Raw genomic sequence first — 22,094 nt, forward strand, 5'->3', positions numbered from 1 at the left:
CACAAACCAACCGACGGGCACTCGCGAGCCTGTCCCTTTCAATGCTGCTTTCCTCACTTGGTACCAGCGTGGCCAATGTTGCCTTGCCTACCCTTGCCGAATCGTTCGGTGCGACGTTTCAGGGAATCCAATGGGTTGTTCTGGCCTATCTCCTCGCGATTACGGTTCTCATCGTCAGTGTTGGGCGGTTGGGAGATATGTTCGGTCACAGACGATTACTTCTGGCCGGACTGTGCCTCTACGCGGTGGCCTCAGTGCTATGCAGTGCCGCGACTTCGCTATGGATCTTAATAGCAGCTCGAGGATTGCAGGGACTTGGTGCTGCCATCATGATGGCAGTCTCGCTTGCACTTGCAGGAGGAAGTATCGCGAAAGAGAAAACCGGAAGTGCGATAGGCTTGCTCGGCACGATGTCCGCGCTTGGCACCGCACTTGGCCCAACTTTGGGAGGAGTCTTGATCAGCGGACTCGGATGGCGGGCGATATTTCATGTCACCGCAGCCGGAGCAACTTTAGCCTTGTTTCTCACCTATCGCAATCTGCCCGCAGACAGCAGAAGAGAATCCAAATCGCGCATGCGAGTTGATGTTTTGGGAAGCTCACTGCTTGCGTTCACTCTTGCCGCTTATGCGCTGGCGATGACAATCGGCACGGGCAAGGACATCGTGTTCGGCTTGGCGCTTGTGATTTGCACGGTATTGGGAGCCGGTCTCTTCCTGCTCGCAGAGAAGAGGGCAGAAAAGCCGCTCATCAACCTATCCCTTCTCCGAGGCTCTCAGTTAAGCGCAGCACTCGCGACCAGCGCGCTGGTGTCTACGGTATTAATGGCCACGCTCGTGGTTGGACCCTTTTACCTTTCGCTGGCGCTCGGACTTCAGGCGGGGCAAGTCGGTTTGGCCATGACAGTCGGGCCCATCGTTGTTTCGCTATGCAGTGTGCCGGCCGGACGGCTTGTTGACCAAGCCGGTACACATTTGCTGACGGTTACCGGGCTTGCAGGAATCGCGGCGGGCTGCTTGATTTTGTCTCTGCTTCCGATGACGTTCGGGGTAAGCGGATTTATCGGCGGCATCATCGTCGTTACTCTTGGATACGCGCTGTTTCAGACGGCGAACACGACCGCTGTGATGAAGGACGCGGCGGAAGATGTGCGGGGAGTTACGTCCGGAATGCTCAACTTGTCGCGCAATCTCGGTCTTATCACGGGAGCTTCGATGATAGGTGCTGTCTTCGCGCTGGCCTCGGGAATACAGGACTCGATCGCAACAGCACCTGACGCGGTTGCACGCGGCATGCGGGTCACGTTTGCGGTCGCGGGAGCATTGATGCCAATCGCGATTTTTATCGTTTACGCGCACAGGTGGCGGCGAGGCGAGGGAAGCATGAACCGCGAGTTAGCGGCGCCACTTAAGAATTGAGGAGAGCAAATTGGCTACGGTGGGAGTGAGCAGAGTGCGGCGATAGAGGTCACCGCATTTTTTTATCATTTCAGAGTACGTGGGATAGGGGTGAATGTCGGATGCGAGTTTAGACAGAGAAATATTGTGATTCATGGCCAGGACGAATTCCGCGATGTGCTCGCCCGCATGTTCGCTGACAATGGTCGCACCGAGAATCCGCCCCTGCTTGTCGTGCAGAATCTTGACAAAACCCTCCGGTGAGCCATCGAGAAGCGCGCGGTCAAGGTGAGTTAACTCAAAGCGAATGACGGAGCATTCGTTTCCGGCAGTGTGCGCATGACGTCCGACGTGCGCGACCTCGGGAGAGGTGTAAACGGAATAGGGAATGTTGAGGTCCGAGAGTTTGGCACTGCTGAAAAAGAGCGCATTGCCAATGACCAAGCGCGCGAGCGCATCGGCGGCATGTGTGAATTTGTATTGCGAGCAGACATCACCGCAGGCGAAAATCCGGGAGTTGGTGGTGCGCAGCTGCTCATTGACTGCAATGCCATCGCGAGTCGTGTGGACTCCGACCTTGTCCAACTGCATGTGACCGGTGTTGGGTGTCCGTCCGGCGGCAACGAGAACTTGATTGACTTCGACGGTAATTTTTTGACCGTTCAGAACACACGCCGCAACGATTCCGGTTTCAGCGCGAGAGAAGGAGAGATTGGCGCAGCCCAGATGACAGGTGATGCCGTCGCGGGTGAAGGACTCGAGCAGCCGAGCCGACGCTTCGGGGTCTTCCGCCGGGAGCAGACGGTCTTTCAATTCAAAGAGAGTGACTTTACTGCCGAGACGGGCGAAGGCTTGAGCCATTTCGCAGCCCACGGGACCCGCACCGAGGACAGCCAAAGAGGGTGGAAGTTCGGTGAGATCGAAGAGCGACTCATTGGTGAGTGGAGAGCAATCTTTCAGGCCGGGAATATCGGGGATCGCGGGGCTGGTTCCGGTGGCAATGACGGCGCGGGCAAAGGTGAGTTTGCGGTCCGCGACCTCAACGGTTGAGGAGTCAAGGAATCTCGCTTCACCGAGAAAGACATCCACTCCCTTTTGGGTGAGGGAGTGAATTCCGTCGAGGGGAGCAATGTGCGCGCGGAGTCTGCGGACACGCTCCATGACGGCGGGGAAGTCAATCTGGTGTGAAAAAACTTTCACACCAAACTCGGCGGCGCGGCGAGCTTCGTAAGCGGCTTTAGCGGAGCGCAAGAGAGCTTTCGACGGGACGCAACCGACATTCAGGCAATCACCGCCGAGCAGATGTTTTTCGACGAGCGCAACTTTAGCTCCGAGACCAGCGGCTCCGACGGCGGTGACCAAGCCTGCAGTGCCGCCGCCGATGACGACGAGATTGTATTTGCTCTGCGGAACGGGATTGAGGTAGGTTTCAGGCCGGAGGTGGGCGAGCAGCTCGAGGTTGTGTGTATCGGCAGGAGACACAAGTTGTGCGGTGGAGTTCATGAGGCAGGTCCTTCCACGCCGCGCAGGGCGGTGCGCGCGACTTTGGTGACGTAAAACGTGACAAGCAGGGTGACGAACAATCCGGCGAAGGTAAACACTTTGCGCACGGGCGACTCCGGGAGAGTTCCGGTGGCAAGGGAGCCGGCAATGGAGCCGAGATAGACATAGAGAATTGTGCCGGGAATCATGCCGAGGAAGCTCGCGAGAACGTAGTCGGAAAATTTAACGCGCGTGATTCCGAACATGTAGTTGAGCAGCACAAAGGGGAAGACGGGCGAGAGTCTGGTGAGAAAGACGATTTTGAAACCTTTGTGGCCGACGGCTTTGTCCACGGCACGGAAGCGGGGGTTTTGGGCGACGCGACGTTCGACGACGGAGCGGGCAAGATAGCGGCCGACCAGAAATGCGGCTGCGGCGCCGAGGGTGGCGGCGACGGAAACCAAGACGGAGCCGATGAGAACCCCGTAGGCGGCACCGGCACCGAGTGTGAGAATGGAGCCGGGAAATCCGGCGACGGTCGCGAGAATATACAACAGGGTAAACCAGAGGTAGCCCAGTGGACCCAACCGGGAGATTTTGTCGAGCTCATGTTTCAACCAATCGCCAACGGGAAATGCCGTGAAAACATAGATTAAGGAGGTTATTACCAGAGCGGTGAGTAACCATCTCACATAAGTCATTCGGCGGCGATTGTGCACGATAATACGTTTGAGCTTTCGTTTGCGTTTGGGTATATTACTTGTCTATGCAAGATAGTGAACCGAAATGGCCGCTGCAAGGATAAATGTCACTGCGATGCCGTTCAGTGAGTCGGTGAGTGTAATCATTCCGACGCTGAACGAGGAGAAGCGGCTGCCGAAGCTGCTGGAGTTTCTGGCGTTGGAGCAGCCGCGTCCGGAGGTGATTGTCGTGGACGGGGGAAGTTTGGACCATACGCGAGACAAGGCGGAGATTTGGGCGGACAAGGTGCTTGTGACGGGTGCGGGACGGGGCAGGCAGTTGAATCTGGGTGCGGAGCATGCACGGGGGGACATATTGTGGTTCTTGCATGCGGACAGCGAGCCGCCGCGGCACAGTGTGGCGAAGATTCTTGAGGTGATGCACAATCGTCCGGAGCTGTCGGGCGGAGCGTTCCGGTTGAAATTCGACCGTTCGAGTTTGAGTTTGCGGGCGATTGCATACGGAGCGAACATCCGGTCGCGAGTGTTTTCGATGCCCTGGGGTGACCAGGGTCTTTTTGTTCGGAAACCGGTGTTCATGGAGTTGGGAGGATTTCCGGATTGGCCGGTAATGGAGGATTTCGCGTTTCAGAGGAAGCTTGCCAAGCACGGCAAGACAACGTTGATGAAAGAGCCGCTGGTCACGTCGGCGCGGCGATATGAGAAGCTGGGCACGATGAAGGCGATGGCGATGAACTTTAACACGCTGTGGTGGTATTACCGGGGAAAGAGCGCGGAGGAGATGCAGAAGAAATTCCGTCCGCTGGAGGAGCAGGGAGGCGGAGCGGATGTGTAGGCTGGTGTGCATGGTTGTGCTCATCTGCGCGCAGGCGTTTGCATTTGACCATACGCATTCCCGGCTGCAGGGGGTGTATGACCAATATGTGAAAGACGGGCGGGTGAATTATTCGGAGTTGGTGAAGGACAGGGAGGATTTGGACGCATACATTGAGTCTATCGGCGAAGTGAGTTTTGAGCAGTATCGCGCGTTCACGAAGAACGAGAAGCTGGCGCTGATGATCAATCTCTATAACGCAGCGGCGATCCAGCTCATTTTGAATCATTGGCCGGTGGAGAGTATCCAGGATATCGGTGGGTTGTTCTCGAGTCCGTGGAACAAGAAATTCGTGAGACTGTTCGAGCATGAGGCTTCGCTGGGGATGATTGAGCACGACATCCTGCGGGCGGATTTCAAGGAGCCGCGAATCCATTTTGCGATTGTGTGCGCGGCGAAGGGATGTCCGACGCTGCGGCAGGAGGTGTACGTGGATATGAGATTGAATCAGCAGCTGGCCGAGCAGGAGCGGCAGTTTTTGACGCAGCGTCCGGACGAGAATCGAATTGAGGAGGGTGTGCTGCATGTGTCTCCCATCTTCAAGTGGTTCAAGGAGGATTTTGACGACAACGACGGGGTGCGGACGCTGTTTCAGATGTATTATCCGGAGGTGAAGAAGGATACGAGGATTGAGTACACGAATTATGATTGGAGTTTGAACGGGCAATGAAGAGTATGCTGGCTGTCAAGAATCCGCTTGCGGACACAAGAGAGCAACTGCGCATTCTGGAAGAGAATGTGCCTTGGGAGCGGTTTGAGCGGCGGCTGGCGGTGCTCGGTGACGGGAAGTTGCGGGCGAGCGGGATAACCACGCTGCAGGTCAATGTGGGGAGGCTGTGCAATCAGACGTGCGAACATTGTCATGTGGACGCGGGGCCGGACCGGAAAGAGGTGATGCCGCGGGAGGTATTCGAGCAATGTTTGCGGGTGCTGGATGAGACGCAGGAAATCGGAACGGTGGACATCACGGGCGGCGCGCCGGAGCTGAATCCGCATTTCCGGTGGTTTGTCGAGGAGTGCAGGGTGCGCGGACGGCACGTGATGGACCGATGTAATCTGACGATACTGTTGACACGGCCGCAGGAAGAGCTGGCGGGTTTTCTGGCGCAGCATGAGGTGGAAATCATCGCTTCGCTGCCGTGCTACACACAGGAAAACACAGACAAGCAGCGCGGGGAGGGAGTGTTTCAGAAATCCATCACGGCGCTGAAGCTATTGAACTCACTGGGCTACGGCAATGGGGGGCGGCTGAAGCTGAATCTGGTTTACAATCCGGGAGGACCGTCCATTGCGCCGAACCAGTCTGTGTTGCAGGAGCAATACAAGGAGATATTGCTGCGCGAGCACGGCATCGTGTTTGACGAATTGTATTGCATTACCAATATGCCTATCGGTAGATTTCTGGACTTTCTGCTGACGAGCGGGCGATACGAGGAGTATATGCAGAAGCTGGTGACCGCATTCAATCCGCATGCGGCGGCGGGAGTGATGTGCAAGACGCTGATATCGGTGGACTGGCAAGGGTATTTGTACGATTGTGATTTCAATCAGATGCTTGACTTGCGGGTGAATCACGGCATGCCGAAGCACATTTCGGAGTGGCAGGCGGGATTGCATACACGGGAAATCGTGACGAGAAATCATTGCTACGGCTGCACGGCAGGCGCGGGGAGTTCGTGCGGAGGCAGTCTTGCCTGAACGCCGCGGTCGTGAGCGGTATTGACGGGAATTGACCAGAGATGAACACATTGATTTGTCTGGCGAGGATGCCGGAACCGGGGAAGGTGAAAACACGGATTGCCGACGCGGCGGGGCATGCGCGCGCCTATGAAATCTATGTGGAGCTTGTGAAACGGTGCCGGGCGCTGCTGGAGTCGCTGGATGATTCGACCGAGGTGGAAGTGTCGTTTGCGGAGCCGTTTGACTTTGTGAAAGGGCAGACATTTTTCGGGACGCGGCCGTTTTTTTCGCAGCAGGCGGGCGGGGATTTGGGTCAACGGATGTGTGTCGCGGCGATTCGAGGATTTCAAAGCGGTGCGCGCAAGGTGGTGCTGATTGGAAGTGATTGTCCGGAGCTGCCCGCGGAATATGTGAAGCAGGCATTCCGGATTCTGGATGAAGTTCCGGTTGTGTTCGGGAAGGCGAAGGACGGGGGATATTATTTGCTTGGCATGACGCGGGTGGTGCCCGAACTGTTCGCAGAACTGCCGTGGAGCACGAGCGAACTGCTTGAGCAGACGATTGCACGATTGACGGAAGCAGGCATACCGCACGGACTATTGCCTGAGCTTGGTGATATTGATACGATTGAAGACTGGGAGGAGTTCAGCAGGAGACAGGCAACGGCATAAACAATTACATTTATCCTTACACGCGCACAGTTTGGCATTGAGAGTAAACTTGAAAAGGAGACTGGCCATGCGCGCGATTTGTTTATTGACGAGCTTATTGACGGTTAATTATTGGTCTTATGGGTTTGAGTTAAGCGCCTTCAGGATTCCGACGTACAGCGTGTATGCACTGGTCGGAGACGGCGGAATGGATATTTACGGCGGTTCGTTCGTGGATGATGACTCACATGACCGCGACTGGTACCGGCATGGCGATATCGGCGGCAGCGGTTACTGGCTGTATGACAGCGAACGACTGGGCATTGAGACGGCGATTCAGGCGGGTTACAGTGAGGCGGCGAACGGAAGCAAAGACAGGGACCGCGACGGTTCCAGCTATTACAGCTTTTCGAAGCAAAATTATTTGAACCAGTATGAGAGTGCAGACGCTGTTGTGAGCGGAGTTTGTTTCCCGACCCAAACGGCATTTTCCGTGCAGTTTTCGGGAAGCGGCAGTGCCGATATCGGGCAATCTCACCGTGAAAGCGAGTGGAGACGCGATAGCGATACGCTGCGGTCAAACGGTGAGTCGGAGATGCGTACGAGCAGTTTCAGGTATTATGCGCGAGGTGAGGCGGGACTCGGGTGGGGGAGAATCCGCAATGCGTCGGCGGTGTACGACGCGTACATACTGGAAGCACGGCTGGCGGAAATGGGGAGGCTAAGCGGTGAATTGTCTCAGGAGACGCGGCAGAAGCTGGCCGAGCTGCTGTATCAGCGTTCGGCCTATGAGAAACGAAATGAGCGGAGTGCGCGGTTATTCTGGAGAGATGTTGAAGCGATATTGAAGAGTGATGCCGCGATGACGGGCGAGCTGGACGCGTTCGCACTCTACCGCATCAACGAAGAGGTGGTGCCGTCCACGATGGCGAGATGGAGCGGCTGGAGAGTGTCCATGAATATCGCAGGTGTGCACGAGAACGATATTTACAAGACGCACAGCGAATGGACGCGGCATGAAGTAACGGACACTTCGAGCACAGACACTTCGTCCGTCGGGTCATACTCCGGTCGCACGCATTGGGAACAGATGCTGTTCGGGCCGAGAGTGGAGGTGAATATTCCTTTGAACTGGCATGTGCAGTTGACGGGCGACATGCGACTTGAACATCGAGTCGACCCGGCGGACGACGGATTTTTCTGGACGACGCTCTTGAACGGCCAGTATGCGGTGCACGACCGGTGGAAGCTGGCCTACACATTTATTCACGAGCGGTGGATACACGACCCAAAGGACAGGAATCTGCATAACGGGCAGATGTGGAATTTGTATCACAGCGCGTCGCTGGCCTATTATATTGAGGACAACATTGAAGCGAGCTTGTCGATGTCGCACTATCAGAGCCGGGCTTGGGATTTTGTGCCGAACGACGGTCTTTCGCACTATCAGCGGCACTCGACGTCGTACTCGCTGCGCATGGGACTTTCCTACATTTTCTCGGGTTCGAATCCGTGGTACAGCTCCAGCCGATACATTCCGAGAAGCGGTATGCGGGTAAGTGACCTTTATTATCCGCGCAGCTATTCGCAGATTCAATATTACTACTGACAGGCAAAAGACACATGACTTTTCGCATTCTCGCGGCGCTATGCTGCATGACGGTAATGTTCGGCTGTTCGAAAACCGACAAACCGGGCGGCACGGCCACCGCTGAAGGCACAGCCGAGACTCCCAAAGAGGTGCCGAAGCTGGATACGAAGGGAGTGCTGCTGCAGGCTGGCTACGCAGCGCTGCTCGTGGCGTTTCCGGAACCGGCTGCAGCGGGAGACTGGCTATCGATGGTGACGCTGCACGGGCCGGGAGAAACGGAACTGCTCCCGCGAATTCCGTTAGCGAGTTCACATTCGGTCACGGTGCTCAACATACCGCCGGGAGAGTATACGGTGGATGCGAAGGCGTGGGTGCGCAAGAATTCGCCTTATGCCGGAGGCATCAGCAAGCCGGTCAAGCTGAACGCGGGAGAGTTGCTGTTGTTGCGCGGAAGTCCTATCTTGAACAAAGATGGCTCATTGGAGGGAGTAGAGCTGCTTGAAGCAGGCCGGACGACGTGGAGTTTGAAATCGCCGCCGGAGCTGACGAAGTATATCGCAGAGAACGCCGGGAAGGCACGAGGATAGTTATTTATAGAAGCCGGACACTCGACGATAGGGGTTCGGTTCTGTTTGTCATATCGGGATTGTAAACTGATTTGGATAGTAAAATCATGGTACTTGGAATTGTGCAAACACACCCCGCATTCGGGGAAATCGCTCGCAATCAAAAGCAAATCGAGGATTTGATGGGTGACCGGCACGCTGATTTATGGGTATTGCCGGAATTGGCATTGACGGGATATGAAATGCGCGGCCGTGAAGAGAGTCTGCAGCTGTCGGAAGAATTGCCGGCGGGGCCGACGACGAAATGGCTGGCGCAACTCTGCCGCGACCGGAACTGCTACATGGTCATGGGAATGGTGGAGCGCGAAGGGAAGAAGGTGTATAACGGTTCCGTCTTCATGGGGCCAAAGGGGATTGTGGGGCGATACCGGAAAGTGCATTTGTATGATAAAGAAGTTGAACGATTCGATCCGGGCGATATTCCGTTCAATGTGTATGATATTGGAATTGCGCGGGTCGGTGTGATGATCTGTTTTGACTGGAGATTTCCGGAGGTGATGCGAACCATGGCGCTGCGAGGAGCGCAGGTCATAGCGCATCCGTCTAATCTCGTGCTGCCGTTCTGTCAGGCGGCGATGGTGACCCGCACGTTTGAGAATAATGTTTTTGCCGCTACAGCGAACCGTATCGGCGTGGAAGAACGCGACGGCCGCAAGGTATCGTTCACCGGACGAAGCGTTATCATGGGCACGCAGGGTGAGCTGCTCGCTTCGGGAGCAATGACGGCAACGGATGTGATGACGGTGGAGATTGATCCGAAGCTTGCGGACGACAAGACGATTAACAAGTACAACGACACATTTGGAACGCGGCGAACCGAGTTTTATGAGATGTAAAATCCGGACGTAACCTGCGAATTTGCGAAAGCCCGGGCGCCGACCCGGGTTCTTTTTTGTCAGGCGTTGCTATTGACAATCTGATTTCATCGTATTATTACAAAAGGAGTCATATTTCTGAAAATTCACATTTGTTATAAGTCGTTAGTTTAACTGAGCATCGACTCAAGAAACGAGGGAGACCATGAGACGATTCGTAAGTGTTCTGGCAACGGCGTGCCTCTGGTTCGGAATGGCAGCATGGGCGAACCAGGTGAGTTATCAGGGAATTCTGACTAATGCGGGCGGTGACAGCCTGCTGACAGGGAGTTATGATTTTTCATTTTCGATTTTTCCGGCAGCAACGGGCGGAACGGCACGCTGGACGGAAGGACACAATGATGTGGCGGTGGAGAACGGAGTGTATTCGGTCTTGCTGGGAGAGACTACTCCGTTGCCGGACTCAATCGGAGCGAGCAACTGGCTGCAAATTACTGTCGAGGGAACGGTACTGACTCCGCGACTTCCGATTACTGCGGACTTCAGGGCAATTGAGGCGCGTCACGCACAGAATGCGGACTCGGTGAATCACATCGCAGCGCGGGCGACGCCGACACCAAATCATCTTGTGCCGCTGGGTGCGGACGGGAAGTTTCCGGAGTCGGTGTTGCCGTTTACGTTGGATTCAATTATCGCGGGGCAGGGATTGACGGGAACTCCGGCGGCTCCGGAGCAGCGCGGACGAAACTCGCTGGATGAGCGATTGACCATTAACGTTGGAGCGGGTACCGGTATTACGGTGAGCGCGGATCAGGTGAGTGCGACGCTTGGCACATCAATCGCAACCGCCGAAATTGAAGACAATGCCGTGACGTCGCCTAAGATTGCGAACGATGCCGTTAACTCCGCAAAGGTTCAGGATAACACGCTGACCGCTGCGGATGCTTTGACGAATATTGTTTCGAGTGTCGACGGAGTGGTCAATGACGGCGGGAATATTGACCTTATCGCAGGCGAGAACATTGTAATCGTTCCCAACGATTCGGCCAATACCATTACGTTCGCGGCAACGGGCGGGGGAGGAGGATACAGCGCCGGGAGGTGCATCGAGCTTGCAGGAACGGTTATCAACAACACCATGACATTGACCGCCGGAGATTCGTGTATCCGCGTCGTGTATGATCCCGCCACATGCTCCTATCAGCTTTCCAGCGATCTTGATGTCTTTGCAGGCAACTGCATTGAAGTAGAGTATGACGATGTCTCCTGTGACTGGACGGTCAGCGTAGATCCAGCCTGTGTGGACTCGATTTATGACACGGAGATTTATGCAGAGTCGTTCGTGGTTATCGGTGACGGAACGGTGGAAGATCCGGCGGCGCATTTGCGTAACGACGGCGGTTTGGAAATGCGGGATGGTGAGGGCAATGAAGTGTATATCAATCCGAACGGAACCATGGTCGTCGTGCAGGATGGCGTTCCTGTGGGTGGATTCGACGCGAACGGCGAGTATTACGCCAAGTCATTCATGGTGATCGATCCGGAGACGGGAGACACGCTCTCACACTTGAACAATCAAGGCGGTCTTGAGTTGTTGGGTGAGGACGGCGGCATATATCTAAATCCAAACGGAACCATGGTTATGGTGCAGAACGGTGAAGTCGTTGGCGGATTCGACCCAAACGGTGAATTCGCGGCCAAATCGTTTATGGTGATTGATCCGGAAACAGGGGACACGCTGTCGCACTTGGACAGCGATGGTGGTTTATACATGCGGGATGGGGCCTTCGTTGCAGACCTCAGTCCAGGCGGCCTGTTTGTCGGTGACTCCGCAGGGCAAAGCGGTGTCGTGGTTGATTACTTTGGAAACGTCGCCTTACTATCCGGCGGCACCGCGCTCGCAGGACTAAACGGCTTCAATGGTGAAATGTACGCCCAATCCTTTGAAGTCCGCGACTCATTGACAGGCGAGTTGAAGGCACACCTGTCAAATGACGGTAATCTCGAGTTGCCTGCGGGCGCTTCTATCACCGTCGGCGGAGTTCCGATTGGGGGTGGCGAAGGCGATACAATTCGACGCGCAAACGGAGGAGATTCGAGTTTGTTCGGCAGTTTTGGTGCGAACATCTTTGATGGCCTGTTTGAAGGCTGGGCATCTGCTGAGAGTCTGGGGACAGGTTCGAGAGACGGTCAGGACCGGGCTGTGCTGCGAGCAGACGGTTGCTTTGAGTCTTTTCAGAACGGGCAGAAGGTAGCAGGAGTTGACTCGGCAGGCGAGATTTTCGCTAAGTCGTTTTATGTGTGGAATCCCTCTACAGGTGATACGCTGATACACTTGAAAAGCAATGGACAAATAGAGATGATCGATCAAGTCTTCGGTGATCGGTCAACCATCAGTTCGAGCTATGTCATCTTAGAAGGGCCTGACGGCAGCGCAGTGCTTACCGACGGAGAATTTCAAATCTCCAAAGGGGATGCCTTTGCGCAGACCGACGGACATTTGTTTGATACGGAAGGGACCTGGACTGCCACGCAGGACTGTGTAACGGTTGCCGGCCTTGATTCAACCGGAGAAATTTTCGCGAAGTCGTTTTATACGATTGACGGCGATGGCAACATGGTGGCTCATCTTGACAACGACGGTAATCTTGCATTGCCTGACGGAGCGCAAATCACTGTTGGGGGTGTGCCGATTGGCGGAGGAGGTATCGGAGACGAGATACACTTCACGGATGATAATCTGAACACGCTGATGAACGCGGGCGGCGTTGCCGTGTTTGACGGCGACGGCACAACATCGATTGCCGCAGGCGATCTGTCCGTCAGCGGCGGGAACAGCGGTGTTTCCTTGAGTCAAGACGGCACATGGCAAGCGGGACAGAACGGTGTCACCGTCGCAGGACTTCAGCCCAATGGAGAAATCCATGCGAAGTCGTTTGAAGTGCGTGATTCGGCGGGCGGCCCGATAAAAGGCCACTTGTACATCGAAGGCGGAGTCGGCAAAATCACGCTGCCAAGCGGAACGGTGTCGGCAGCGAATGTGTTTGGCGCAACGACGGTGTATTCCAGCAGCGTGAGCGGGAACACGCAGTTAGCCTCTGATCTTGCACCGGGTTACATGCGGACGCAAACGCTGATCAATGGTACACCAAACGCCGGCTGGACGTTTCTAAATAACGGTCAAATGACCGCACGAATGAACGGCGCCCAGATACTTGGCATTGCTGCTGATACTTACCTGCGTCTTTACACATGTATGGCAATGGGAAACTTCCTTTGGTCATTTGACCCGGATTATGTGCAGTTGGCTGGTAATCTGATGGTTAACGGTTTCTTTAGCGCAGACAACTTCCCAGGAGCTCCGGGCTTAGTTGGCGACTTTCTTCCTTCCGGCGGCACCGGCCGTCCTGCGCCGGGCACGTTGCTTGTAATCGATCCGAACTCAGATGATTTTGTTCCGTGTTTCGCGGAATATCAGACGTCCGTAATAGGAATTGTATCGCCTGCCGATACCGTCAACTCAGATGGAGAAGTGATGACCGTTACATACGGCGCGACCGCATGGGTTAGCAACGGCAGCCAACGTCCATTAGAAGTTCCTGTGCGTGTCAAAGCGGACGCGAAGTACGGTGCGATTCGCAGAGGAGACTTGCTGACGACATCACCGACGGAAGGCCACGCGATGGTTGCAAATGAACCGAAGTTGGGAACGATTGTCGGCAAGGCACTCGAATCGCTGGAGAGCGGAACGGGTGAAATCAAAGTTATGGTCACATTACAATAGTAGGTGACCCATGAAAACTCTCATCGTACTCCTGTTGTCGGCGAGCTGCGCATGCGCACAGTTCAGGCAACTCTCCGGTTCGAGCGGCTCGGTCGCGGGAAGCGCAAGTTCTCCGGTGTTGTCCTCAACTGCGCTGGCCGGACAACCGGTGGTGGGCGACGCTTCCGGCGGTGCATTCGGCACGCGCGGAGGGATGATGTCCATTTTTGAAGAGACTGTCATTTCACTTGATGTTCCGGAAGAGGCGGTCTCACTCCCGACCGAGTTCGCGTTCGAACAAAACTACCCCAATCCGTTCAATCCCTCCACAACATTCAGATTCTCTCTTCCGCGAACGGCACTGGCGAGTCTGGTGATATATGACGAACTGGGCAGAACAGTCGGGACGGTGTTCGAGCGTGAACTTGCCGCAGGAACGCATTCCGTGCAGTTCAATTCGCCAGCGCACATGTCGAGCGGAATCTATTTTGCCGTATTTCGCGCGGGAGAATTTCAACAGGTGCGAAAGATGCTGCTGATGAAATAGAGTTCTCGACATGACCAAAGTAAACGGGGCGAACCATTCGGTTCGCCCCGCGTATTCTCAGGGTGAGGACGCTTAGAGGCGTTTGGCGATGACCATGGTGGAATCGTCCTCCATGGGAATGCGACCGCAAAAGCGCTCAACATCCTTCTCGATAGCCTCAATGATACAGATGGCGGGCTCGTGCCGCAGCCGGGTTGCAAGCTCCTTGATGCGGGTTTCCCCGTACTCTTCTTCGCTGTCGTTCATGGCTTCGCTGACACCGTCAGTATAGAGCACCAGCGTATCGCCTGAGCGAAATTCGATCGACTGTTCCTCGTAGCTGACATTCGGAAGTGCGCCAAGAATCAATCCGGTCGGAGGCAATTCACAGACGTCACCGTTGCCGCGAATCAGCTGCGGCGGATTGTGACCGGCATTTACGAAAGTCAGTTTCGACGTGCGCGGGTCAAAAAGTGCGGCCACAAAGGTGATGTATTGCTCGGGCGGCGTGTTGCGGTGAATCAGGTTGTTCACCTGTGCGATGGCGCGGGGAAGCGGAATGCCGACTTCGACGGCCGTGCGTAAGGAGGCCTGCAAATTGGCCATCAGCAGCGCGGCGCCCGCACCCTTGCCGGAGACGTCGGCGATAGCAATGAGCGTTTCACCGTCGGGAAGCGGAAGGATATCAAAGTAATCGCCCGCGACTTCCAATGAAAAACGGTTGTGGGTGGCCACTTCGAGTCCTATCGTGTGCGGCAACTCACGCGGGAGAAAACCCTCCTGAATGCGCCGTGCCATTTGCATTTGTTCTTCGAGCCGCCGTTTTTCCACGTTCTCCTCAAGCAAGCGGAGATTCTCGCTTGCCATGGCGACCTGCGGAGCGAGCATGGTCAGGACGCTCAGCTCTTCAGGTGCGTAGTCTTCCTCTTCTGTTTTGAAGCCCAGTGCAAGAAATCCGGTCATGCGCTGCTGAGTCATCAAGGGAAGCACAAGAGCGACGTTGTTTCCCGAGAGCCATTGCATCTCTTCATCGGAGATATGTGCACGACCGCTGGCAACCAACTCGTCCACGAGAATCGGGCGGCGTTCACGGCTTAAGCGACCGACGAATTCGCTGGAGTGAGAGAAGGGAGTCTCCTGCTCATTGTGCAGGGCGAAGCGGTGACCGTTGCTCCCTGCAAGCACAGGGTGAACGGTTTGAATACTCAGCCCCTGCCGGAAATCTTCGGTGATTTGCCGCCAGAATTCCTTGCAGTCACCCACGGACGAAGAGCGCTCGAGAGCGGTTTCAAGTCGCGAGCGCAACTGCTGCCGTTCAGGATAGAATCTGCGCTCGACTTCGGCCTGCAACTTCTTGCGTGCCGGACCGATTCCCAACGCAATCAGCAGGGCGAGTGCCATGGTGGGCATGTTGCCCGTGATGCCGAGTTTAGCGAGCGCGAACTCACCCGTGACATAGATCAGACCAAGAAAGACGACAAACACCGCGCCGCTCATGAGAATATAGCGCGTGCCGCGACGCAATTTGCCTTGCACTTCGAGCAGCCGGTAGCGGCCAAAGGCATAGGCGAACGTCACCGGAGTCATGAGCAGCAAAGAGAAACAGGCAACTATCGCACCGAGCTGCATCATGGTACTGGCGAAGTACTCGCGGAAGAGATTCAGGGCGATGAGCAGGACGACGAAACCGCCCAATCCCGTTGCCGTTCCCCAGAAGACAAGACGGAGCTGACGTTTTTCGAGCCGGTCTTCCGCGCGAGCGAAGCGCCGGCTCAGAATGACAAAACCGATGAGCAGGGACAGCCCCATTGGTATCACAACAAGAGCAGAAAGCCGCTCGGCAATCGCCGTGTCCAGCAGTCCGACGGCAGTGGCAGTGGCCGCAAGGACAAAAATCAGCCACGGGAGATAGATAAGCGGCAAAAGCCAGCGCTTATGCCGCTGCAGGAATGGAAGCGGACGGGGAAAGAGAAGCTGGAGATGCAGCCAGAAGACACTTAGTCCGATGGCAAAGATGCCGAGGTTATTCCGAATCGAATCCAGATAGGGAATCTGAATGGACGCGTAATACGTGGGCATGATTCTGACCCCGGAAATCATAACGGAGGTCATGGCGAAACAGAACCATGCAAAGACACGAACCTGTACGGAGTTCGGCTGCGCGAAGAAGGCCCAGAGGCCGACACCGATGAAGCCGAGCGCGATGAGAAAGCGCAAGACGTCAATCAACAACAGCATCAAGAGACTTGACGAAGCCTCGGGACGCGCCTGCATGACGAAATCATGTACACCCTGTTCGCCGCTCACGCGGATATAGAACTGGGTATCGGGAGGAAGAACGCGATGGAAAGTCTGCCGCCAGAATTCCGCACGGGCGGTGTCAAGGCCGAGCAGAATGACCGTGTCGCCGCGGAGAGGCATGGCTCCGCCGGGGAAGTCTTGTTCCTGCACCACGTTGAACACCCGAAGCGAGTCGCCGGACGGTGCAACGACCGTCTGGAATTCGGATTGAATCACGCCCGAACTTCGGTAGGCTTTGATGGCCGAATGTTCCTGAATGATTAACAAGGTCAGGATTATGAGCAGAGTCAACCCTGCCACACCGGCGGCGGCCCGTGCGAAGGCGTCCCAGTTGGACGGCTTTTCAGGAGGTGCTTTCGCTTGAGACAGCGTTTCCATTACTTACCTAAAATAACCAACCCGACCCGGAGAATCAATGAAAAGCTCTTGCTTTTGGCAAGGAATCTCTTAGTTTTCTGATTATAAAATCTCATTTTGCAGGTTGTGGGTCCCGGGGATCTGCAATCGCGCGAACGGCTCGTTCTCCCTTTCGGACGAGCCGTTTCTTATTATTGACCCGGTTGCCGTTCCGCAACTATACTTACTACACCTAAAGACAGGCAAATACTCCACTTAAACTTTCATGAGACTAGACATATTCGTTGAAATTGCATCCCTCTGCACTTATCTTTGAGCACGAATTAAGAAGAGTCTCCCTGTGGGAGAGATGATTTTGCACGGAGCTGCGAATGAAAAAGCTGATATCTGCCACTGTTTTTACGCTAACTTTTGCTGCCGTAACTCAAGCCGTTCCTCTGATGTCATTCTCGGCGGTTGGGCAGTCGAGGCAGGTCTTTGTGCGATGGGTACTTACATCGGACGAGCCCGTTGCCCGGTTTGATGTGCTGAGGAATGGACTGGTGGCCTACAAAATTCCGGTGACACTCGGCGACCGGACGTTCGAATGGGTGGACAATGAGGTTCAGAATGACCGGGAGTACAGTTACTCTTTAATTGCTGTGATGAACGATGGTTCCCGGCGCGACTTCGGTACGGTCACGGCTACTCCGGCGTATGACGCCACCGTGGTGCAGGAGTACAGATTGCACCAGAATTTCCCCAATCCGTTTAACCCGGAAACGACAATTGAAGTTGACCTTGCCGAAACCGGGTTGGCGGAATTGACCGTGTTTGATGTGCTGGGACAGATTGTGGCAACGCCTCTTAGCGGAAACTATGCGCGGGGACGTTACAGTGTGCTGTTTGACGGCCGTGACCTGCCGTCGGGTGTGTACTTCTATCAGCTGCGGGCAGGAGGTTTTGTTGATCAGAAGAAAATGGTGCTGTTGAAGTAACAGACAGTCGGGAATGAGTCTATACGCGGGCAGATTAACAAATCCGCCCTGTTTCATGAACAGGAGTTTGACCAAGAAACGATCAATTCTTACAGAACAAGGGAGAGAATGTGCATGAAGAGATTTATCGTGTTGTTGTGTTTGTGTGTCTTCGCGGGGGCGGCTTTGGCACGCAGTCCGCAAGAGATCAAGTCGGAGATTCAGGCGAAACGTGCGGCTATCGAGCTGGGACGCACGCAGAATGGGGACGTGAGCGCACTCAAAAGCGAGCTGGCCAGGCTGGCCGCTGAATTGCGCAAGTTTGACGCGCGGAACGGCGCACCGAGGCTTGATGACGGAGGGGAAACTTGCGCCGGCGCGACGACAATCGCATCACTGCCGTTTCATGATTCGGGAGTGCTGTCGGACGAAGCGGAAGATGATTACGGCGATGACCTCATCTACTGCGGCTGCAACGGAGGAGACGTCGTCTATACTTTCACGATCGGTGAGAACGGGTTGCCGGGAGGTATCTATACGATTTCGACGTGCGGCTCCTGGTTCGACACGGTGATACACCTGTGGCGCAACTGCCCGGACAGCGAGGAAGCATCCTTCGTGGATTGCAATGACGATGCTTATAATGATGACGATGACTATGTTTGCGGCGACGATTACGGATATTCGAGCTGCATCAGCCTGTCGCTTACCGTCCCGGGAACGTACTATATCGTTCTCGATGGATACTGCGGAGATTACGGTGAATACGAGTTGAGTATGCATTCGGGCGACGGCTGCGGCCTAATCTCGACCGATTGCAGCGGTCTGTCTGAGAATTCGTATTGTGAGACGGCAGCATCGCTGATCTTCGACGGCGACGCGGCATTCGCTTCCGGCTGCACCTCTGACGGCAGTTTCCCTTTTGATCTTGAGACATTGTGCGAAGACGATATCGAAGCCTGCGGTGTGTGGTATCACGTGACGGGAACAGGAAACACTATGTCCGCGACGACCTGCGATGAGCTCACGAATTTTGACACAAAGCTCTTTGTATTCACCGGAAGCTGCACGGACCTTACGTGTGTGACCTCGAACGATGACGGTCCGTACGTCTATAACGAAGAAACAGGCCAGTGGGAATCCTTCTGCACTCTGTACCATCTTGCCTCGTATGTGGAGTGGTGCTCGGTTGAAGGCGAGGATTACTACATCTTTGTCAGCGGTTATGACGGGTCTACCGGATGCTTCGGGCTGACGGTTGAGGATTCCGGCGAACCCTGCACACCGTGCGAAGTAACGGATTACTACTTCACACTCGAACAGGTTCCCTTCTGTCAGTGTCTCACGATATGCGAAGATCAGATTCAGAAGATTTTTGTGGGACCGGCCAGCGAAGCACAGCGCCCGGTGGCTGTTTGGTCAAACGGTTGCGGCACTGCAGGTGAGTTTCCGCAGGAAGGCTGCGAAGCGCAGTGCTCACCAGCCTATCCGGAACTCTATATGGATTGGGTTTATCTGCCGGACCGTCAGCTCTGGTGTCTTGATCTTTACTCCTATGACGGCGGCTGCTACTGTTTCTGCGTCGAACGGGTGTTGCCGGTCGAGCTGAACAGCTTCACAGCAGTTGCCGGAGACGGACAGGTAGCATTGGAATGGAGCACGGCCTCAGAGTCCAATGCAAACCGCTTCGAGTTAGTCCGCGATGGCGCGACGATTGCCCAAGTCAGTGCGACAAATAGCGCGACTGGTGGAACTTACGCATGGGTCGATCGGGCGCTGGACAACGGCACCACGTACAGCTATTCGTTGGTATTGGTGGACATGGACGGTTCGCGGTCAGTGCTGGCAACCCAGTCCGCCACTCCGGTGGAAGGGGCAGGCGTTGTGAATGAGTTCGCACTGTTGCAGAATTACCCGAACCCGTTCAATCCACAAACGACGATTTCGTTTACTTTGCCGGAAATGGCCAATGTTGAGGTAAGAGTATTCAATGCAGTCGGCCAGGAAGTTGCAGTGGTTACGAAGGGCACGTTTGAGGCCGGATTGCATTCGGTGACGTTTGACGGAAGCGGCTTGACATCGGGTATCTATTTCTACTCGATAAAGGCCGGCGAATTCTCGGCTCAGAAGAAGATGCTGCTTATCAAATAGCCACATCTTAGTATTCCTCTAACAAGCGGGCTGGTCATGGACCAGCCCGCTTGCTTTATACTTATTATAGTGACAAACTCACTATACTCTTCCCGTAATACCTCCTTCTTCAATTGCACAGCATTGTAGGGTTGTTTTGACTAAGTTTAGGTCGAATTCATTATCAACAAATCTCGTTTGGCTGTGCGGGGGTGTGTTGACAACTGACTGTGGTCATGTTATAATAAGTTGACTGAAATGGTAAAGTTTTGACACTGTCTACAAAGAGGAAGAGAACATGTCGCGTAAGTTATTGATTTTATTTTCTCTTGCGGTAATTGTACTGGCCGCTCACGCCGGGCCGTACACGCACTTTGCGGTTCTGACTCCGAATCAGGAAGTCCCACCGAACGGCACAACCGGTTCAGGACTGGCCGTCATCGAATTGGTTGGCGATGACCTTCACTACAGCGTCTCATTTTCAGGGTTGTCGGCTGCGGTGACCGCAGGTCATTTTCACATGGCCAATATCGGGCAGAACGGCGGCGTTGTTCATGGCCTGCAAAACCTGTCCGGCACTGGCGCATTCGGTGTGTGGTCGGATTTGACCCCCGCGCAATTGGCGACCCTGCAGGCACACGGCTTTTACATCAATATTCACACGTCGGCGATTCCCGGCGGCGAGATTCGCGGTCAGGTTTTGACGCGCGGGACCTGCATTGCTCACTTGAGAGGAGCAAACGAAGTTCCGCCGAACGCGTCGCCGTCGCAAGGATTTGGCTGGTTCCGCTTGGACGCGAATGATGACACGCTTCAGTATGCAATCACATGGAGCAATCTTGTTGCACCGCTGACCGCTGCACATATTCATCGTGCGGTTGCCGGAGTCAACGGTCCAGTGGTACACGGACTGCAGAATCTGACTCCGAACTCGGCAAATGGTGTCTGGGGACCGCTGACGGCACAGAACTTGATTCAGCTTGAAGCAGAGAGTCTCTATGTGAACGTGCACAGCTCGACCTTCCCCGGCGGCGAAATTCGCGGTCAGATTATCTGTGTGTGCATTCCTGAGAATGCGACATTCAATGCGCTCACCGATGCCGGCACGTCGCAGTGTATTGCGCTGTGTCCGACGCAGTCCTCACGGATTCGTGTGACCAACATTCCCGAAGGCTTGTTCCCGGTGGTGACCAAGAGACTTGGCTGTTTGACACCCTGTAACTTTGATTGCGATCCGGCGACTTACATTCAAGAGTTCTTCGGCGGCGAATGGCAATACACCAACGGCGTGTTCTGGCTCGAAGTGCGCGGGGACGGATGCATCTGCGTGACGTTCGACGACATATTGCCGGTCGAACTCAACGAGTTTGACGCGATTGCCGGAGACGGCATGGTTACCGTCAATTGGAGCACAGCGTCGGAAACGAATCTCGACCGATTCGAAATTTTGCGCGACGGCCAAACGATGACTCAGGTAGTGGCTGAGAACAACGCAGGCGGCGCTGCCTATTCCTGGGTGGATAACGGTGTGACCAACGGCACGACTTACAGCTACACTCTCGTGGCCGTAAACCTGGACGGTTCGCGCGAGACTCTTGTGACTGAGTCGGCGACTCCGCAGGCGGCGGGTGTGGCGACAAGCTATGAGCTCTATCAGAACTATCCCAACCCGTTCAACCCGACAACTAACATTACGTTCGACCTTGCGGAAGCCGCTTTGGTCAACCTGAAGGTATTCAACGTGGCCGGACAGGAAATCGCAGTGGTGGCAAGCGGTAATTTTGCCGCCGGCCGCCATGTGGTGAATTTCGACGGCAGTGGATTGGCCTCCGGTGTTTACCTGTATAGACTGGAAGCCAATGGTTTCACGGCACAGCAGAAGATGGTCTTGATCAAGTAAGCTCCAAGTCTCTCGAAAATCAGACGGGGCGGACCGAACGGTTCGCCCCGCTTTGTATTTGCATGAGTTGCCGGAACTTTGTATAATCTGAATATGAAAACTGTCGTAGTAATGCTGATTTTACTCACAACTGTGGTCTCATGCTCCAAGCAGAAGGCACCGCGCGAAACCATGTTCGAGAAACTCGAATTCAAAGTGGACTCAAGTAAATTGGGTGAAGTTGTTGAGACAGGCGGAGTTCGCTTTCATGCGCCGAAAGAGTGGCTGTTGGTCGATTCAGAGACGATAAGTCAAATTGCCGGAGTGGCGAAGCGCGATACAACTGAAATGCAGTTGATGCCTCTG

The 22,094-nt window shown here is 55.0% G+C and carries 17 protein-coding genes; 14 read left to right on the forward strand and 3 right to left on the reverse strand.

The window, feature by feature from the left end; all coding sequences use genetic code 11:
- Positions 1 to 41 precede the first annotated feature (41 nt).
- Complete coding sequence (locus HUU59_06355; GenBank protein ID NUO19056.1) at positions 42 to 1,418, forward strand: MFS transporter; 1,377 nt, start codon at positions 42 to 44, stop codon at positions 1,416 to 1,418.
- Here the strand turns inward: HUU59_06355 and HUU59_06360 are convergent.
- Together HUU59_06360 and HUU59_06365 are read right to left on the reverse strand one after the other, a co-directional pair.
- Positions 1,395 to 2,900, reverse strand: coding sequence for a mercuric reductase (locus HUU59_06360; protein NUO19057.1), 1,506 nt, complete (start codon positions 2,898 to 2,900; stop codon positions 1,395 to 1,397). The two genes, HUU59_06355 and HUU59_06360, sit on opposite strands and share 24 nt — an antisense overlap.
- Positions 2,897 to 3,580 carry a TVP38/TMEM64 family protein gene (locus HUU59_06365; protein ID NUO19058.1) on the reverse strand — a complete coding sequence of 228 codons (684 nt, stop codon included), beginning with the start codon at positions 3,578 to 3,580 and terminating at the stop codon, positions 2,897 to 2,899. Before HUU59_06365 ends, HUU59_06360 begins: the two co-directional genes overlap by 4 nt.
- Positions 3,581 to 3,665: 85 nt before the next feature.
- Here HUU59_06365 and HUU59_06370 point away from each other — a divergent pair, with 85 nt between their 5' ends.
- The 9 genes from HUU59_06370 (at position 3,666) to HUU59_06410 (ending at position 14,126) form a co-directional block, all read left to right on the forward strand.
- On the forward strand, positions 3,666 to 4,415 hold the full coding sequence (locus HUU59_06370; protein NUO19059.1) for a TIGR04283 family arsenosugar biosynthesis glycosyltransferase: 750 nt from the start codon (positions 3,666 to 3,668) through the stop codon (positions 4,413 to 4,415).
- Positions 4,408 to 5,124, forward strand: a complete 717-nt coding sequence (locus tag HUU59_06375) for a DUF547 domain-containing protein (protein ID NUO19060.1) — start codon at positions 4,408 to 4,410, stop codon at positions 5,122 to 5,124. The genes HUU59_06370 and HUU59_06375 overlap by 8 nt, the downstream gene beginning before the upstream one ends.
- Positions 5,121 to 6,152 carry an arsenosugar biosynthesis radical SAM protein ArsS gene (gene arsS, locus HUU59_06380; protein ID NUO19061.1) on the forward strand — a complete coding sequence of 344 codons (1,032 nt, stop codon included), beginning with the start codon at positions 5,121 to 5,123 and terminating at the stop codon, positions 6,150 to 6,152. The genes HUU59_06375 and arsS overlap by 4 nt, the downstream gene beginning before the upstream one ends.
- A 41-nt stretch (positions 6,153 to 6,193) precedes the next feature.
- The gene (locus tag HUU59_06385; protein NUO19062.1) at positions 6,194 to 6,805 is read left to right on the forward strand and encodes a TIGR04282 family arsenosugar biosynthesis glycosyltransferase; all 612 of its coding nucleotides are present in this window, start codon (positions 6,194 to 6,196) and stop codon (positions 6,803 to 6,805) included.
- Positions 6,806 to 6,854: 49 nt separating this feature from the next.
- The gene (locus HUU59_06390) at positions 6,855 to 8,393 is read left to right on the forward strand and encodes a hypothetical protein (GenBank protein NUO19063.1); all 1,539 of its coding nucleotides are present in this window, start codon (positions 6,855 to 6,857) and stop codon (positions 8,391 to 8,393) included.
- 14 nt (positions 8,394 to 8,407) lie between these two features.
- Positions 8,408 to 8,962 carry a hypothetical protein gene (locus HUU59_06395; GenBank protein NUO19064.1) on the forward strand — a complete coding sequence of 185 codons (555 nt, stop codon included), beginning with the start codon at positions 8,408 to 8,410 and terminating at the stop codon, positions 8,960 to 8,962.
- An 86-nt stretch (positions 8,963 to 9,048) separates the two neighbouring features.
- Positions 9,049 to 9,837 (forward strand): acyltransferase, encoded by a 789-nt coding sequence (locus HUU59_06400; GenBank protein ID NUO19065.1) that lies wholly within the window; start codon positions 9,049 to 9,051, stop codon positions 9,835 to 9,837.
- Positions 9,838 to 10,021: 184 nt separating this feature from the next.
- Positions 10,022 to 13,600 (forward strand): hypothetical protein, encoded by a 3,579-nt coding sequence (locus tag HUU59_06405; GenBank protein ID NUO19066.1) that lies wholly within the window; start codon positions 10,022 to 10,024, stop codon positions 13,598 to 13,600.
- A gap of 10 nt (positions 13,601 to 13,610) precedes the next feature.
- The gene (locus tag HUU59_06410) at positions 13,611 to 14,126 is read left to right on the forward strand and encodes a T9SS type A sorting domain-containing protein (GenBank protein NUO19067.1); all 516 of its coding nucleotides are present in this window, start codon (positions 13,611 to 13,613) and stop codon (positions 14,124 to 14,126) included.
- A 72-nt stretch (positions 14,127 to 14,198) separates the two neighbouring features.
- Here HUU59_06410 and HUU59_06415 read toward each other — a convergent pair whose 3' ends face one another.
- On the reverse strand, positions 14,199 to 16,784 hold the full coding sequence (locus HUU59_06415; GenBank protein NUO19068.1) for a SpoIIE family protein phosphatase: 2,586 nt from the start codon (positions 16,782 to 16,784) through the stop codon (positions 14,199 to 14,201).
- A gap of 350 nt (positions 16,785 to 17,134) precedes the next feature.
- Between HUU59_06415 and HUU59_06420 the strand changes: the two genes are divergently transcribed.
- From HUU59_06420 to HUU59_06435, 4 genes are all read left to right on the forward strand, one after another.
- Positions 17,135 to 17,740 (forward strand): T9SS type A sorting domain-containing protein, encoded by a 606-nt coding sequence (locus HUU59_06420; GenBank protein NUO19069.1) that lies wholly within the window; start codon positions 17,135 to 17,137, stop codon positions 17,738 to 17,740.
- A gap of 114 nt (positions 17,741 to 17,854) precedes the next feature.
- On the forward strand, positions 17,855 to 19,870 hold the full coding sequence (locus HUU59_06425; protein NUO19070.1) for a T9SS type A sorting domain-containing protein: 2,016 nt from the start codon (positions 17,855 to 17,857) through the stop codon (positions 19,868 to 19,870).
- 277 nt (positions 19,871 to 20,147) lie between these two features.
- Positions 20,148 to 21,749, forward strand: a complete 1,602-nt coding sequence (locus HUU59_06430) for a CHRD domain-containing protein (protein ID NUO19071.1) — start codon at positions 20,148 to 20,150, stop codon at positions 21,747 to 21,749.
- Between the two features lie 93 nt (positions 21,750 to 21,842).
- On the forward strand, positions 21,843 to 22,094 hold a 252-nt coding region (locus HUU59_06435; protein NUO19072.1), incomplete at its 3' end, for a hypothetical protein.

This window comes from bacterium, from assembly GCA_013360195.1.
Lineage (GTDB): Bacteria > Electryoneota > RPQS01 > RPQS01 > RPQS01 > JABWCQ01.

Coding starts and splice junctions, on each gene's coding strand:
- HUU59_06355 (NUO19056.1), top strand. CDS start 42: ATGCTGCTTTCCTCACTTGGTACCAGCGTGGCCAATGTTGCCTTGCCT.
- HUU59_06360 (NUO19057.1), bottom strand. CDS start 2,900: ATGAACTCCACCGCACAACTTGTGTCTCCTGCCGATACACACAACCTC.
- HUU59_06365 (NUO19058.1), bottom strand. CDS start 3,580: ATGACTTATGTGAGATGGTTACTCACCGCTCTGGTAATAACCTCCTTA.
- HUU59_06370 (NUO19059.1), top strand. CDS start 3,666: ATGGCCGCTGCAAGGATAAATGTCACTGCGATGCCGTTCAGTGAGTCG.
- HUU59_06375 (NUO19060.1), top strand. CDS start 4,408: ATGTGTAGGCTGGTGTGCATGGTTGTGCTCATCTGCGCGCAGGCGTTT.
- arsS (NUO19061.1), top strand. CDS start 5,121: ATGAAGAGTATGCTGGCTGTCAAGAATCCGCTTGCGGACACAAGAGAG.
- HUU59_06385 (NUO19062.1), top strand. CDS start 6,194: ATGAACACATTGATTTGTCTGGCGAGGATGCCGGAACCGGGGAAGGTG.
- HUU59_06395 (NUO19064.1), top strand. CDS start 8,408: ATGACTTTTCGCATTCTCGCGGCGCTATGCTGCATGACGGTAATGTTC.
- HUU59_06400 (NUO19065.1), top strand. CDS start 9,049: ATGGTACTTGGAATTGTGCAAACACACCCCGCATTCGGGGAAATCGCT.
- HUU59_06405 (NUO19066.1), top strand. CDS start 10,022: ATGAGACGATTCGTAAGTGTTCTGGCAACGGCGTGCCTCTGGTTCGGA.
- HUU59_06410 (NUO19067.1), top strand. CDS start 13,611: ATGAAAACTCTCATCGTACTCCTGTTGTCGGCGAGCTGCGCATGCGCA.
- HUU59_06415 (NUO19068.1), bottom strand. CDS start 16,784: ATGGAAACGCTGTCTCAAGCGAAAGCACCTCCTGAAAAGCCGTCCAAC.
- HUU59_06420 (NUO19069.1), top strand. CDS start 17,135: ATGAAAAAGCTGATATCTGCCACTGTTTTTACGCTAACTTTTGCTGCC.
- HUU59_06425 (NUO19070.1), top strand. CDS start 17,855: ATGAAGAGATTTATCGTGTTGTTGTGTTTGTGTGTCTTCGCGGGGGCG.
- HUU59_06430 (NUO19071.1), top strand. CDS start 20,148: ATGTCGCGTAAGTTATTGATTTTATTTTCTCTTGCGGTAATTGTACTG.